We start from the raw sequence: 13,742 nt of genomic DNA, 5'->3' as shown, positions 1-13,742 counted from the left end.
GCCGCTATCGTATGCCGGCCCGCATGAACGACTGAACGAATTGCCGCTGGAACAACAGGAAGGCAATCAAAAGAGGGGCGGCGCTCAGTAGAGTCGCCGCCGTGATGATGGACCAGTCTATGCCCTGGTCCGTCGAGGCGAATACCTGCAGCCCCACCGTCAATGGCCGTGATTCCACGGAATTGGTGATGATCAATGGCCACAGGAAGTTGTTCCAGTGGTAGCTGACCGACACGAGTCCATAGGCCACGTAAATCGGCTTGGCCAGCGGCACATACACCTTCAGGAGGATCTGCCAGCGGCTGGCGCCTTCGACGCGCGCGGCTTCTTCAAGTTCGCGGGGTATGGTCTTGAAGGTCTGGCGCAAAAGGAATATGCCAAAGGCCGAGGCAAAATAGGGCAGGCCCACGGCAAAAATCGTGTCGCGCACGCCCAGCCAGGACATCAGGCGGTAGTTCTCTACGATCAGTACGTCCGGCATGATCATCAATTGAAGCAGGACCAGCATGAAGACGACGTCGCGCCCGCGGAATTCAAAGCGCGCGAACGCATACGCCGCGAGAGTCGAGAGGATGAACTGGGCCACCAGCACCATGGTGACAAGAATGAAGGTGTTCAGGAAATAGCGGCCGAACGGCGCCATGCTCCACGCCGCCACGAAGTTCTCCAGTGTCAGCGGCGCCGCAAGGTCGAAGTGAGTGGAGTAGGCCGAGGGATGGAAGGCGGCCCACAAGGTATACGCCAGCGGCAGGAACCACAGTATGCCCAGGAGCCAGGCGCCGACAGTGTCGAGTTTATGGGTCATTGGTAGTGGGTCCGGCGGTCCAGCCATTGGAATTTCAGGATAGCGGTAATGGACAGGATCAGCAGCAGGACGACCGAAAGTGTTGCGGCGTATGACGTGTCCCAGTAGCTGAAACCCACCTCATAGATGTAGAACAACAGGAGCGTGCTGGCATTGTCCGGGCCGCCCTTGGTCATGACCAGAACGTGGTCGACCATGCGGAACGCATTGATCAGCGCGTTGATCAGGACAAACAGTGTGGTCGGCATCAGCAGTGGCAGCAATATGCGCGAGAAGTACTGCCAGCGGCTAGCGCCTTCCAGCAGGGCGGCTTCGCGCAACGAAGGGGGGATCTGCTGCAGCGCGGCCAGGTAGAAGATCATGAAGAAGCCGGCCTCTTTCCAGATGGTCACTAACATAAGCGCCGGCAGTGCCGTTGTCCGATTCCCCAGCCAGTTCATGCCTGGTAAATTGAACACGCCGGCGATCTGGTCCACAAGACCATATTGCGGGGTGTAGAAGAATAGCCAGATATTGGCCACGGCGACCATGGGCAGGATGGTGGGAGTGAAATAGGCCAGGCGCAAGAGACTACGCCCGGCCAGCTTGCGATTCACCCACAAGGCCATGATCAGCGCAATGGCGACCGATGTCGGTATGGTGCCCAGCGCGAAAAACAGGTTATTCCATAGCGCTTGCCAGAACACCGGGTCGTCGCGCATCGCCGCGTAGTTATCCAAGCCGGCGAAGGAAGCCGGCCTGCCTGCCTTGGGCGTCGTAAAGAAGCTGTGCCAAAGCGTCGCCAGCGCGGGATAGTGCGTGAAGGCGGCAAGCAACACGATGGCCGGCAGCAGAAGCAGCCAGCCATACACCGCATGTAGCGATACTTTCATGTTCACTTATAAGAACGCAGCAAGCGATTTGCATCGCGCTGTGCGTCTTTCATGGCCTGGTCGGCCGACTTGGAATTGGTCAGGACAGCCTGGATGTTGTCATTGAGCAGCTTGGTGACGCGCTGGTTGTCATGGGTCGAAAACTCGGCCACGCTGACGTCGAGTTGATCCCGGGCGACGGCAGCGGCAGGCACTTTCTTGACATGGTTTATCATCTGTTCGGTCTCCCAGGCCGCAGGGGTGACCGCAACATATCCCGTATCGATGCTCCAGGCGGCGGCGTTTTCCGGACTGGTCATCCACTTGACGAAGGTGTAGGCCGCTTTTTGCTGCTCGGGCGTGGCTGACTTGAACAAATAGAAATTGCCGCCCCCGGTGGGGCTTCCGCCGCGCTTGGCCTTGGGCATGGGTGCCACGCCAAAGTCGAACTTGGCGTTCTTGCGCACGTTGGTCAGGTTTCCGGTGGTTGTCCACATAATCGCTGTCTTGCCGACCAGGAAATCCTTGGGCGTGGTGCCCCAGTCTATGGTGCCGGGAGGCATGACCTTGTGCTTGTAGGCCAGGTCGTGCCAGAACTGCAAGGATTCAATGACGGCCGGCTTGTCCAGATACACCTCATTGCCTTCCTGGTTCATCAGGATGGCATCGTTCGGCGTCGTCAGTGCCTGAAACAGCCAGTAGGCAAAGCTTCCGCCGGAAGGAATTTCCAGTCCCCACTGGGTGACCTGGCCCGAGCCGTCTGTCTTGGTCAGCTTTTCGGCATGGCTCACCAGCTCGGCCCAGCTTGCCGCGGGACGCTCGGGATCCAGGCCGGCAGCCTTGTACAAGTCTTTGTTGTAATACATCACGATGGTCGAACGCTGGAACGGGATGCCCCAGGTCTTGCCGCCCGTCTGGCTGTTGGCCATAAAGCCTTTATAGAACCCGGCATGCCACTTCTTGTCGTCCTCCGTCTGTACGAGTGGGTCAAACGGAATGACAGCGCCCTCATCTATCAGCGTGAACATGTCGGTGGACAGCAGAACTGCCAGCTGCGGTGCATTCCCGCCTTTATGGGCGGTCAGTGCCTTGGCCACCGAATCCTGGTAGGAGCCCGCATAAACCGACTTGATGTCGATGTTTGGATGGTCTTTTTCAAACCTGTCGACCATGTCGTCGACGATCTTGGTGATCGGGCCGCCGACGGCCACGGGGTAATAGAATTCGAGTTCCACAGGCTTGTCCCGGGACCAGGCTGGGGCCGCATAAAACGCGCCGGCAAGGGTCAGCGCCAGGGCTTTCGAAAAAGTGCGTTGCATGGTTTTTTCCTGTCAAGAAGTAAGAGTAAGGGGCGCGCGCGTCAGCGTTTTGCCCGAGGCGTCAAAGAAATGTTGATTCGTGTTTTTCCAGTGAAGCCTGATGCTGGTGCCGGTGTTGGCGCGCAGATGGCCGGCGGCCCGTACGGCAATTCCGCTGTTGGCGCCGACTTTGCAAATGACAATGGAGTCGGCACCGAAATACTCCACGTTCACGACGGTGGCTGGGAAGCCGCCGTTGTCATGGATGGATATATGCTCTGGCCGCAGGCCCACCTTCGCGGCGCCGGGGGCGATGCCGCTTAGCGGTCCGGCATCCTCTCGACCCTGGATGCCGCCGGTTCGGGCGTCCAGCTTCAGCAGGTTCATGGGCGGCGTACCGATGAAACGCGCAGAGAATTCGGTGGCGGGTTGGGCATAAAGAGTGTCCGGCGTGTCGTTCTGCTCGATTCGACCGCCATTGAGAAGCACCACGCGATCTGCCATGCTCATGGCTTCAGTCTGATCGTGCGTGACATACACCATGGTGATGCCGAGGCTTTGCTGAAGCGCGCGAATCTCGCGACGCATTTCATGCCGCAGTTGTGCGTCCAGGTTGGACAGAGGCTCGTCCATAAGGCAAACGGGCGCTTTCGAGATGACGGCCCGCCCCAGCGCGACGCGCTGCTGCTGGCCACCGGATAACTGTGAAGGCTTGCGATCCAGCAACTTTTCCAGCCCCAGCAACTCGGACACCTGTTGCAGTCGGCTCGCGTAGTCGGACCTGGGTTCCTTGCGTACCCGCAACCCGAACAGAATATTTTCCTTGACCGATAAATGCGGGAACAAGGCGTAAGACTGAAACACCATCGCAATCCTGCGCTGCGCGGGCGCCAATTCTGTAACGTCGCGTTCACCGATATGGATACGTCCCGATGTTGGCTCATCGAGGCCGGCGATCATTCTGAGCGTGGTTGATTTCCCGCAGCCTGACGGCCCAAGCAGGACCGTAAACGTTCCAACCTCCACCGTAAAGCTGACACGGTCTACAGCGGGCGGCGCGCCACCATATTGCTTGCTGATGTTATCGAGAGTGATGGAAGACATAGTGGGCTTGAACATGAAAACGTTTTCATATTAAGCACCGTCCATTGCACCATTATTACAATAGAAATATGACAAAGGCCCCTGACGGGGCCTTTGTCGACAGCAGGCGGTGCGCCCTAGACTCCTTTATCCAGTGCCGCTCCATCTTCTTCGCCGAGTTCCACTCCAGTCACAGGATTCACCTTGGGGTCGGACTGCGTGCGCAGCGCCATGGCGTCCAGCGTGGACTTGTCATTTTCGCTAAGCGCCACTGTCGGCAGGCCGTCATCGTCATCAGCGGGAACTTCCTGGTCGCCGTCCGTCACGTAGTCGAAGTTCTCGTCGCTATTCCACGAACCGCGCATGTCGCCGTCCCCCTGGGACATGTTGAAGTACTTGGTGGCGTACGCCGGATCGACCGGCATCTTGCCCGGCGGGAAATTCGGACTGATCGCATACAGAGCTTTTTCGAACGATTTAAGATGGGCCGCTTCGCGTGTCATCAGAAAGCCCAGCGCATCCTTGATTCCCGGGTCGTCGGTCACATTGATCAACCTTTCATAGACAATCTTGGCACGGGCTTCGGCGGCAATATTCGAGCGCAAGTCGGCTGTCGGCTCGCCGATGGTATCGATATAGGCGGCGGACCAGGGTACTCCCGCGGAATTGACCAAGGGAGGACCACCGCCGTATAGAACTTGGGTGACATGCGAGTCATTGCCGGCGCCAGTGATGGACCGGTAAAGCTCAGCTTCTGCTTCGTTGCCTTCAGCCAGCCGGCCCTTGGCCCCCTTGTTCAGCATGGCGACAATAGTCCCGATGATCTCCAGGTGGCTGAGCTCTTCGGTCGCAATATCCAGCAACATGTCCTTGCGTCCCGGATCGTCTTCCCCCAGTGCCTGCGTGAAATAGCGACAGGCCGCCGCCAACTCGCCTTGTGGACCACCAAACTGTTCAAGCATCAGATTTGCCAAACCGGGGTTGGATTCGCTGACACGTACTGTGTACTGCAGCCGCTTATTGTGGACAAACATAAGGTGCTCCTTGGAATTAACGTTTGAGTAATATCCGCAAGGGTTTTTCAAGCGTCGCCAGAAAGGAAACCATGCAGTCGAAACGACTAGCAAGCCGTATGCCGCTGGCGCTGCGGATGAATAGGGCCAAAACTTCAGCGTCGCCCTCCGTTCAGCACGCGGGCGACGCGTGCTATTCCGCCAGTCCCGCTGGCGGCCCGGCCGATGGCCGCACTTCCGACCGCGCCCGCCAGGACGCGTCCCAGCGTTGAACGGCTGCGTGCGGCCGCCCATAGCAGGAGCAGTCCGGAACCCAAAACAATAAGATGCTCTCCGGGGAAGTCGTCGCGCTGCGCGTCGGCTTCCTTAATCGATTGGATCAACGACCTCCCGCTACTTACGGTTTTATCCAGCGTTGTGGATTCGTCCATTTTGGTTCTCCATAAATGAAGGTGAAAACAGAGAGGGCAAGTTGCATACCCAATGCAACTTGCCCTCTCTGACCTTCGTTATGTCCCACCGGCGGTCCGGCGGTCCGGCGCACCGGCGCGTGCTACTGGTTTTTCTATCCAGCCAGTGCCTCTGCCGGTGTATTGACGGCATGCCGGTTGACTGCTCCCAGTATCGCCAGGAAAGATGCGGTCACGATATCGCCATGAATGCCCACGCCAAAGCCCGTGGGCGAATCGCCAACCCGCAGTTCCACATAGGAAGCCGCGCGAGTGTTGGTGCCGGTGCCAATAGCATGCTCGTGATAATCCATGATCCGGACATCGGCGTCCAATGCGGCCACGAACGCCGAAATGGCACCGTCGCCCTCGCCGGTCAGATGGCGTACTTCACCGTTTTCCTCGAGTTCCACTTCAATGGCGAACTGCTGGCCGGGATTCGCCTTGGGATTGCCCGTGATACGGTGCCGAATCAGTTTCCATGGCTGATCGCGATCCAGGTATTCTTCGGTGAATACGTCGAACACCTTCGAGGCGGTAACTTCGGATCCTGTTTCATCGGTGACGCGCTGAATGGCGCGGCTGAACTCGATTTGCAGGCGGCGTGGCAATACCAGGCCGTGTTCCTGTTCGAGCAGGTAGGACACGCCGCCCTTGCCGGACTGGCTGTTGACACGTATGACGGCGTCGTAGCTGCGGCCCAGGTCGGCCGGATCGATGGGCAGGTACGGTACTTCCCACAAGGTGTCGGGTTTTTGCTGGGCAAAACCTTTCTTGATGGCATCCTGGTGCGAGCCCGAAAAGGCGGTGAAGACCAGGTCGCCAGCATAAGGATGACGGGGGTGTACAGGCAACTGATTGCAATACTCCACACAGCGGCGCACTTCGTCGATGTCGGAGAAGTTCAGCCCGGGATGTATGCCTTGCGTGTACAGGTTCAGTGCAAGGGTGACCAGGTCGACATTTCCCGTGCGTTCGCCATTGCCGAACAGGCAGCCCTCGATCCGATCAGCTCCCGCCATCACGGAAAATTCGGCAGCTGCCACCGCCGTGCCTCGGTCGTTATGCGGGTGCACGCTGAGCACGATGCAGTCGCGCTGCTTGAGATTGTTATGCATCCATTCGACCTGGTCCGCGTACAGATTGGGTGTGGTAGCTTCTATCGTGGCGGGCAGGTTGAAAATGATCTTGGATTCGGACGTGGGCTGCCACACGTCGGTGACAGCGTTGCAGACATCCAGTGCAAACTCGGGTTCGGTGGTGCTGAAGACTTCAGGCGAGTACTCATAGCGCCATGATGTCTGGGGATGCTGGCCGGTGCATTCCTTGACCAGACGGGTGCCGTCGATGGCTATTTGCTTGACTTCTTCCTTGCTCATATTGAAGACGATCTTGCGAAATGCCGGAGCACATGCGTTGTACAGGTGGACTATGGCCTGTTTGGCGCCGGCCGCCGATTCGACTGTGCGGCGAATCAAGTCTTCGCGGGATTGCGTCAGGACGATGATGGTAACGTCATCGGGGATGCGGTTTTCGTCGACAAGCTTGCGGACGAAATCGAAGTCAGTCTGCGACGCCGATGGGAAACCCACTTCGATTTCCTTGAACCCGATTTTCACCAATTGCTCGAAGAAGCGCAGCTTGCGGTCCACGCTCATGGGTTCGATGAGGGACTGATTGCCGTCCCGAAGATCTGTGCTCATCCAGATGGGTGGATGGGTGATGCGCTTGCTAGGCCAGGTTCGCTCGGAAAAATCGCGCGTGAACGGTACAAACGGACGGTATTTGTCAGATGGGTTCGAAATCATTGGGCACCTGTTTGCTTATTTGAATCGTTGAAGGCGTATTCACCGGAGCGTCAAAGGACGGAGCGCATTCAAAACGGTGAATTGAAGGTAGGAGATGTGGCTGGAACAGGCTGCCGAACTGCCACGAGACGCTAGGTCCGGCAACCGATCGGTAGTAGCAGCGATAGGGCGAGCGCAGCGGGGGTGGGGCGTACAACGCCCTGAACACGTAACGACCCGCCGGCAGCGACGCTGCGGGAACGGGTGTTATGGGGAATGGCGTGTTCGGATCTCATACCCTACAGTCAACCATATTTTCAGACTTCTGGCAAGGTTTTTTCGGGGCGGGGGGTGATGGAAGGTGGGGCGATCAAGGCGGCATGCCGGCGCACCAATGTTATTTTGGCGGCCCTGCCGTGGCCGATTTCACGCGCGGTCCGTTGCAGGTCGCCCACGGTAATGGGGTTGCGGCGATCGGTCCATGCCCAGCGCAGCACTTCAAGGGCGGGTTCGGATAATTGCTGGGCCAGCATGGCCACGGTTTCTTCACTGACTTGCTTGACACGCACCCGCCGCTGCGTGCCCTGTACGAAGACGTACAGGAAATAGGCAATAATAAGTGTGCACAATGCTACGACAGCCCACCAGAAGAAAGGGTTGTATTGTTTCAGCAGGGCAATAGTCTGGACACCTAAGGTGTGTAAACCGCCATAATCAATGTCTCGACCGAAAGCAACCAAGCGGTTGAGCAGCTTGTACCAGACAAGGGCTACCAGGATCACGACGACGACACACAGTGTTTTCTGGGCTGCCGTAAGCTTAAGTAGCGTTTTACGCAATAAGGCTGCGTCCTGGCGGGTAGGATGTTGGTTATTTGGTTTCATATAACTTATTTTAAAATGCAATCGCGTCAGTCTTTAGAACTTCGTCAGCATCAACAATTGGCATTGACTCCTCAGCTGCAGCAGTCAATACGATTCCTGCAGCTGTCCGCGCAGGAAATGGAGCTAGAGCTGGCCGAGGCACTGCTTGAAAATCCCATGCTCGAGCAAGAAGAGGAGTATGACACCGTTGCTGTCGATGCGGTAGCCGATGACAGCCAGGCACTGGAAGAACGCTGGACAGTTCTGGGTGCGGCCAATCGGGCCAGCAATAATAACTCCGACGACGACGCCATGCGTCCAGAGTCGGCCCTGGCCGAGACGCTGCAGGACCATCTTCTTCAGCAGTTGCACATGACCCGGGCCCAGCCGCGCGATTGTGCCCTCGTATCGCTTCTTATCGATGAGCTCGACGCCAACGGCTACCTGCCCACCCCGCTGGAAGATATTCTGCAATATTTGCCGGCCGAGCTGAACATCGAACTCGATGAGCTGCGTGGCGCCCTACGTCTGTTGCAGTCCTTCGATCCGCCTGGCGTAGGGGCATTGTCGCTGTCGGACTGTCTTTGCCTTCAGCTCCAGCACTTGCAGCTCGAGGGCGAGCCTCGGGCGGCACCCGAGATCCTTGCCTGTGCCGTGCAGATTGCCCGCGATCAGCTAGCAGTGCTGGCTTCCGGCAACCTGGCCCGGCTGCGCGACGCGCTGGGTTGCGACCAGACCACGCTGCGGGCCGCGCACGCCCTGCTTCTACAGCTCGAGCCTCGTCCGGCGCGCAATTGGGCGACCTCGCTGGCCGACTACGTCACACCGGATGTGATTGTGCGCAAGGTGAAACACCGTTGGCAGGCCAGCCTGAATCCCGCCGTCGTACCCAAGCTGCGCATCAACTCGGTTTATGAAAGCCTGCTGGACCAGGCGGCTGCGGCGCCGGCGATGCAGGGCCAGCTCCAGCAGGCCCAGGGGCTGATCAAAAGCCTGAACCAGCGCTTCGTCACGATCTTGCGCGTCACGCAGGCCATCGTCGACAGGCAGCAGGACTATTTCGAGAAAGGCCTGAGCGCCATGCGTCCGTTGCTATTGCGCGACATCGCCCAGGAACTGGTTCTGCACGAATCCACCGTATCCCGCGCAACACGGCAGAAGTATCTGCAGAGTCCCTGGGGTGTCATCGAGCTCAAGCGTTTCTTCGGCGGGGCGCTGCTCACCGACGATGGAGAATCGACATCGGCCACGGCAGTGCGCTCGCTGATCATCAAGCTCGTGGGTGAGGAATCAAGCAAGAAACCCCTGTCTGACAGCCAGATCGCCCTGCGCCTGGCCGAGCATGGTGTGGTGATCGCACGACGCACCGTGGCAAAGTACCGGGAAGCAGCTGGAATCGAACCTGCCATTTTGCGCAAAGCGCGGGCAGCCCTCGAAACACCGTCCCAAGGAGCCTGAGTCAAGACTGGTGGCATGTCGCAGGAGGGATGGAAAGGGTGGGCGGGGCAGGCGGCGTGGACTTCCGGATAAATATTTGTGAATCGAGATTGATTTTTTTCGGCATCTAGATAATAATTGTTCTCATGTTCATTTGCATCTGTAACGCCATCACCGAGCGTCAAGTACAGGCCGCTGTAGCGGACGGGGCTTCCTCCATGGCCGACCTGCAAGGTCAGCTCGGGGTGGCCACAAGTTGTGGTTGCTGCGCCGAGACCGCTAATGAGTACCTGCCGGGCGGGCGTTATGCCGGTCAGGCTACCGTCACCCAAGAGGCCGGTGCCGTGGTCACCGCTGCGGCCAACGACTCGGGGCTTACGCGTGCTGTCACCCCCATGGTTTCCGTGGCGGTTCGCCGGGCTTGACACTTCCGGCCCCAGATTCCATTCCCATCCTTAAGTCCTGCCGCATAGTGTCCAAATTCGCGACCCTATAGTCTTGCGCCTTGCCGTAAATCGTCTGTCGGCGTGTTAGCCTTATGGACGGATCAGCCGCGGCCGCTACATGGTATGCCGGGCGCGCGCACCCGATGCTGTTATCGATCCTCACCTTTGCTCAGGAGTAGGCCATGAAAGGCGATAAAACCGTTATTCAGTATTTGAATGCGCAACTTAAAAACGAACTCACCGCGATCAATCAGTATTTTCTCCATGCGCGCATGCTCAACCACTGGGGGTTCGACAAGCTTGGCAAGCACGAGTACGACGAATCGATAGGTGAAATGAAACACGCCGATCGCTTGATGGAACGGATCTTCATGCTCGATGGTTTGCCCAATTTACAAGACCTCCACAAGCTGTTGATCGGGGAGAATGTGCCGGAGATCCTGTCCTGTGATCACCGACTGGAAAGCAGCGCCCAGGAAACCGTAAAAGAAGCCATGGCCTACTGCGAAAGTGTGCGCGACTACGTTTCACGCGACCTGTTCCAGGACATCTTGAACGATACCGAGGAACACATCGACTGGCTGGAAACCCAGATGGAGCTGGTCGAAAAAGTGGGACTGCAAAACTACCTGCAGTCCCAGATGGGCGAACTGAGCGACTAGGCCAGACCTTAGAAGCTTTTAGCCGGGCAATCGGGCGCGCGGCCCCAGGCATTGTTGGGCTCGCAATATTTATTGCGGGCCGTCCAGGCGCAACTGGGCCTGTCGAAGAAGCTCTGGGCGCTGCACGCCTGCAAGTCCTGCCGCAGGCTGGCTTGCCAGGCCTGGTTGCCACCCGCGGCTGGCGCGCCTGCAATGGGCGGCGGCGGTGGTGGTGGCGGAGTCATTTCCACCGGTTGCAATTGACCCCCTCCGCCAGCACCCAGTACCAGATCGCCTACATCGGCGATTCCCTGAAAGGACTGGCCGGTTCCCGACTCGGCGATCTCTATCGCTTCCTGCATGGTAATGGTGGTCGTGGCCAGCTCGATGGCCGCTGACTTCTTGGTTTCATCCAGTGAACGATCGGGGATTTCCCAGGCGATCTGGTCGGGCGGGCTGAGCACGCCCTGCTGCCCGTTGACCAGCGGCTGCGGCGGCTGGGCGACGAAGGGCAGGCCATTGGCGTCGAGCACAGGTGTTGTTACGATCGTGGTTGGATCTTCGATGGGTGGAGCGATAGGGCCATGTGACACGAGCCAGTCGCCCAGCCGCAATCCGCCCCAGGCGGAAACACCGGCGGCGACAAGTAGAATTGCAAATATGAAACGCCAGGACATCATTACCCTCTGTCTGGGAAAGAAAGCCCAGTATATAAGCTGAGCCCTTGGTAAAAAAGCAGGCGGCCGTACGGCCGTTTATGCATTTTGCCCAAAAACCTGACCACCGTGTTCACGCATGGCGTGGAATTCGATCCCCGGATAGAGCTCTTGCGCAACGCGCAGCTGTGCCGGCGAACTTGCTAGGAACGCCACCGCGTCGACCACATCGTAGGCGATGTTCGCGGCATTGGCGTCCATGAATTTTCGCAATACTTTCGGGTCCGAGGCTGTAATCCAACGTGCCATGTTGTAACGCGATGGCATGAGGCGCGCCTCGACACCGTATTCGGTCTTGAGCCGGTGCGCGACGACTTCGAACTGCAGCTGGCCGATCGCGCCCAGCAATAGCGCGCCGCCCGCGGCTTCCGGCCGGAATACCTGGATGGCGCCTTCTTCGCCCAGCTGCGTCAGTCCGATACGCAATTGCTTGATGCGCAGAGGATCTTTGACTTCCACGGCTTGAAAGAGCTCAGGCGCGAAAAATGGCAGGCCGGTGAACTGCAGGTTCTCGCCTTCGGTCAGTACGTCGCCCAGGTGCAGCACCCCGTGGTTGGGAATGCCAATGACGTCGCCGGCATAGGCCTCGTCCAGCAGCTCGCGCCTCTGCGACAGAAACGACACCACGTTGTTGGGGCGCATTTCCTTGCCGGTGCGGGAAATCTTCAAGCGCATGCCGCGTTCGAACCGTCCCGAACTGACGCGTATGAACGCGACGCGGTCACGATGGGCCGGGTCCATGTTGGCCTGCACCTTGAAGACGACTCCGCTGAACTTGGGCTCGTCCGGCTGCACTTCGCGTTGTAGGGCGGTGCGTGAACCCGGCTTGGGAGCGAAATCCACCAAGGCGTCCAGGACTTCCTGTACACCGAAATTATTGATGGCCGAGCCAAAGAAAACCGGGGTCTGCTTGCCCGCCAGGAAAGCATCGGCATCAAAGGCGGGGGCTGCGGCGTTGATGAGTTCGATCTCTTCGTTGGCCTTCACGAATGCATCGCCAAATTTTTCGGCAATAGCCGGATTGTCCAGTCCTTCGATAAGATCGTCGCTGTCGCCACGGCGTTCTTGCCCGGCGCGAAACACGCGCATGCGGTTGCGGCGGATGTCGAACACGCCTCCAAACGATCTGCCCATGCCTACCGGCCAGGAAAACGGCACGGCATCCATCCCCAGGTGCGATTCAATCTCGGAAAGCAGATTGAGGGGTTCCTGAACCTCACGGTCGAGCTTGTTGATGAAAGTGATGATGGGTGTATTGCGGGCCCGACAGACTTGCAGGAGGCGCAGAGTTTGGGGCTCGACACCATTGGCGGCGTCGATCACCATGAGCGCTGCATCCACCGCGGTGAGCACGCGATAAGTGTCTTCGGAGAAATCCTGGTGGCCGGGCGTGTCGAGCAAGTTGATCACGCAGTCGCGGTATTCCATCTGCATGACCGACGAGGCTACCGAAATGCCGCGCTGCTTTTCGATTTCCATCCAGTCGGAGGAGGCATGGCGACTGGCTTTGCGGGCCTTGACGCTGCCGGCAATCTGGATGGCGCCTGCGAACAGCAACAGCTTTTCCGTCAGGGTGGTTTTGCCAGCGTCGGGGTGGGAAATGATTGCAAATGTGCGTCGTCGTGCGACTTCTTGGGTAATGCTCATGGTCTGATTTTAACGTGTGTCGCCGAGGAGGCTGAGGTTCCGCCGCCCGTCGCAGCACAACAGCTTATTTATGGTGACTGAACGAGGCCAGAACCGTACCGGCCAGTATGAACAAGGCGCCGAAGGTGCGATTAAGCCAGCGGATGTGCCGTGGGCTTCGCAGGAGCTTCAACATGCGAGCAGCCAGCGTGGTGTAGCACCCCATCGCCACCAGGTCGGTAAAGCACAAGGTGGCAGCTATTACAACATACTGGAGCGTCAAGGGCTGCGACAGATCCAGAAATTGTGGGACGACCGCCAGCAAGAAGACGGTGCCCTTGGGATTGGTGATATTGATCAAGCAGCCCCGCGCGACGAGGTCGCGAATGCGGAACGATTCGGGTTGGCCGGCTTCGACCGCCACGGGAGCGGAGTCGGTGCGAAATTGTCGCCACCCGAGGTAGATCAAGTAGCCGACGCCCAGCCATTTCACTACGCTGAACGCCAGCTCTGACGCGGCCAGCAAGGCACCCAGACCAACTGCCACCAACACGAACTGGACGAGTATGCCCAGGATAAGGCCGATGGTCGTCCAGTAACCACGCTTGAAACCGTATTTCAGGCCGGATGCCATGGCGGCAATGGCGCCTGGCCCGGGCGAAAAAGAAATTGCCCAGGAGGCGGCAAAAAATGCAAACCAGGTATTGAGAGACATTGCGCAGTGTCG

General features: G+C 58.5%; 14 protein-coding genes. 3 read left to right on the top strand and 11 right to left on the bottom strand.

What is annotated here, in order from left to right; translation table 11 throughout:
- Positions 1-4 precede the first annotated feature (4 nt).
- The 8 genes from CR155_RS00820 to CR155_RS00785 all read right to left on the bottom strand — a co-directional run bounded on the left by CR155_RS00820 (position 5) and on the right by CR155_RS00785 (position 8,170).
- Positions 5-805, bottom strand: a complete 801-nt coding sequence (locus CR155_RS00820) for a carbohydrate ABC transporter permease (RefSeq protein ID WP_102068112.1) — start codon at positions 803-805, stop codon at positions 5-7.
- Entirely contained in the window at positions 802-1,677 is an 876-nt protein-coding gene (locus CR155_RS00815) for a carbohydrate ABC transporter permease (protein ID WP_102068111.1), read from the bottom strand. The genes CR155_RS00820 and CR155_RS00815 overlap by 4 nt, the downstream gene beginning before the upstream one ends.
- A gap of 2 nt (positions 1,678-1,679) precedes the next feature.
- Positions 1,680-2,975 (bottom strand): ABC transporter substrate-binding protein, encoded by a 1,296-nt coding sequence (locus CR155_RS00810; RefSeq protein ID WP_102068110.1) that lies wholly within the window; start codon positions 2,973-2,975, stop codon positions 1,680-1,682.
- A 12-nt stretch (positions 2,976-2,987) separates the two neighbouring features.
- Complete coding sequence (locus tag CR155_RS00805; RefSeq protein ID WP_102068401.1) at positions 2,988-4,058, bottom strand: ABC transporter ATP-binding protein; 1,071 nt, start codon at positions 4,056-4,058, stop codon at positions 2,988-2,990.
- Positions 4,059-4,174: 116 nt separating this feature from the next.
- Positions 4,175-5,071 (bottom strand): manganese catalase family protein, encoded by an 897-nt coding sequence (locus CR155_RS00800; RefSeq protein WP_102068109.1) that lies wholly within the window; start codon positions 5,069-5,071, stop codon positions 4,175-4,177.
- A 134-nt stretch (positions 5,072-5,205) separates the two neighbouring features.
- Positions 5,206-5,481 (bottom strand): hypothetical protein, encoded by a 276-nt coding sequence (locus CR155_RS00795; RefSeq protein ID WP_102068108.1) that lies wholly within the window; start codon positions 5,479-5,481, stop codon positions 5,206-5,208.
- A gap of 134 nt (positions 5,482-5,615) precedes the next feature.
- Positions 5,616-7,307, bottom strand: coding sequence for a 2-isopropylmalate synthase (gene leuA, locus CR155_RS00790; RefSeq protein WP_102068107.1), 1,692 nt, complete (start codon positions 7,305-7,307; stop codon positions 5,616-5,618).
- Between the two features lie 296 nt (positions 7,308-7,603).
- A complete protein-coding gene (locus tag CR155_RS00785; RefSeq protein WP_102068106.1) occupies positions 7,604-8,170 on the bottom strand; it encodes a hypothetical protein in 567 nt (188 codons plus the stop codon).
- A 15-nt stretch (positions 8,171-8,185) separates the two neighbouring features.
- On the opposite strand from CR155_RS00785, the gene rpoN reads away from it, so the two are divergent.
- From rpoN to bfr, 3 genes are all read left to right on the top strand, one after another.
- Positions 8,186-9,607 (top strand): RNA polymerase factor sigma-54, encoded by a 1,422-nt coding sequence (rpoN, locus tag CR155_RS00780; protein WP_102068105.1) that lies wholly within the window; start codon positions 8,186-8,188, stop codon positions 9,605-9,607.
- A gap of 125 nt (positions 9,608-9,732) precedes the next feature.
- Positions 9,733-10,011 carry a (2Fe-2S)-binding protein gene (locus CR155_RS00775; RefSeq protein ID WP_102068104.1) on the top strand — a complete coding sequence of 93 codons (279 nt, stop codon included), beginning with the start codon at positions 9,733-9,735 and terminating at the stop codon, positions 10,009-10,011.
- 203 nt (positions 10,012-10,214) lie between these two features.
- Entirely contained in the window at positions 10,215-10,694 is a 480-nt protein-coding gene (gene bfr / locus CR155_RS00770; protein WP_102068103.1) for a bacterioferritin, read from the top strand.
- 8 nt (positions 10,695-10,702) lie between these two features.
- On the opposite strand, the gene CR155_RS00765 is transcribed toward bfr, so the two are convergent.
- The 3 genes from CR155_RS00765 to CR155_RS00755 all read right to left on the bottom strand — a co-directional run bounded on the left by CR155_RS00765 (position 10,703) and on the right by CR155_RS00755 (position 13,730).
- Positions 10,703-11,353, bottom strand: a complete 651-nt coding sequence (locus CR155_RS00765; RefSeq protein WP_233213818.1) for a hypothetical protein — start codon at positions 11,351-11,353, stop codon at positions 10,703-10,705.
- 75 nt (positions 11,354-11,428) lie between these two features.
- Positions 11,429-13,036, bottom strand: coding sequence for a peptide chain release factor 3 (locus CR155_RS00760; RefSeq protein WP_102068101.1), 1,608 nt, complete (start codon positions 13,034-13,036; stop codon positions 11,429-11,431).
- Between the two features lie 64 nt (positions 13,037-13,100).
- The gene (locus CR155_RS00755; RefSeq protein WP_102068100.1) at positions 13,101-13,730 is read right to left on the bottom strand and encodes a LysE family transporter; all 630 of its coding nucleotides are present in this window, start codon (positions 13,728-13,730) and stop codon (positions 13,101-13,103) included.
- Positions 13,731-13,742: the final 12 nt, after the last annotated feature.

It is taken from the genome of Pollutimonas nitritireducens (genome assembly GCF_002849615.1).
GTDB lineage: Bacteria > Pseudomonadota > Gammaproteobacteria > Burkholderiales > Burkholderiaceae_B > Pollutimonas > Pollutimonas nitritireducens.
Note: the sequence above shows the minus strand (reverse complement) of the source record. Positions and strands in the feature narration are given on the sequence as shown.

What these genes read in the sequence shown, in the direction of transcription:
- CR155_RS00820 (WP_102068112.1), bottom strand. Translation starts at nt 805, where the DNA reads ATGACCCATAAACTCGACACTGTCGGCGCCTGGCTCCTGGGCATACTG.
- CR155_RS00815 (WP_102068111.1), bottom strand. Translation starts at nt 1,677, where the DNA reads ATGAAAGTATCGCTACATGCGGTGTATGGCTGGCTGCTTCTGCTGCCG.
- CR155_RS00810 (WP_102068110.1), bottom strand. Translation starts at nt 2,975, where the DNA reads ATGCAACGCACTTTTTCGAAAGCCCTGGCGCTGACCCTTGCCGGCGCG.
- CR155_RS00805 (WP_102068401.1), bottom strand. Translation starts at nt 4,058, where the DNA reads ATGTCTTCCATCACTCTCGATAACATCAGCAAGCAATATGGTGGCGCG.
- CR155_RS00800 (WP_102068109.1), bottom strand. Translation starts at nt 5,071, where the DNA reads ATGTTTGTCCACAATAAGCGGCTGCAGTACACAGTACGTGTCAGCGAA.
- CR155_RS00795 (WP_102068108.1), bottom strand. Translation starts at nt 5,481, where the DNA reads ATGGACGAATCCACAACGCTGGATAAAACCGTAAGTAGCGGGAGGTCG.
- leuA (WP_102068107.1), bottom strand. Translation starts at nt 7,307, where the DNA reads ATGATTTCGAACCCATCTGACAAATACCGTCCGTTTGTACCGTTCACG.
- CR155_RS00785 (WP_102068106.1), bottom strand. Translation starts at nt 8,170, where the DNA reads ATGAAACCAAATAACCAACATCCTACCCGCCAGGACGCAGCCTTATTG.
- rpoN (WP_102068105.1), top strand. Translation starts at nt 8,186, where the DNA reads ATGCAATCGCGTCAGTCTTTAGAACTTCGTCAGCATCAACAATTGGCA.
- CR155_RS00775 (WP_102068104.1), top strand. Translation starts at nt 9,733, where the DNA reads ATGTTCATTTGCATCTGTAACGCCATCACCGAGCGTCAAGTACAGGCC.
- bfr (WP_102068103.1), top strand. Translation starts at nt 10,215, where the DNA reads ATGAAAGGCGATAAAACCGTTATTCAGTATTTGAATGCGCAACTTAAA.
- CR155_RS00765 (WP_233213818.1), bottom strand. Translation starts at nt 11,353, where the DNA reads ATGATGTCCTGGCGTTTCATATTTGCAATTCTACTTGTCGCCGCCGGT.
- CR155_RS00760 (WP_102068101.1), bottom strand. Translation starts at nt 13,036, where the DNA reads ATGAGCATTACCCAAGAAGTCGCACGACGACGCACATTTGCAATCATT.
- CR155_RS00755 (WP_102068100.1), bottom strand. Translation starts at nt 13,730, where the DNA reads ATGTCTCTCAATACCTGGTTTGCATTTTTTGCCGCCTCCTGGGCAATT.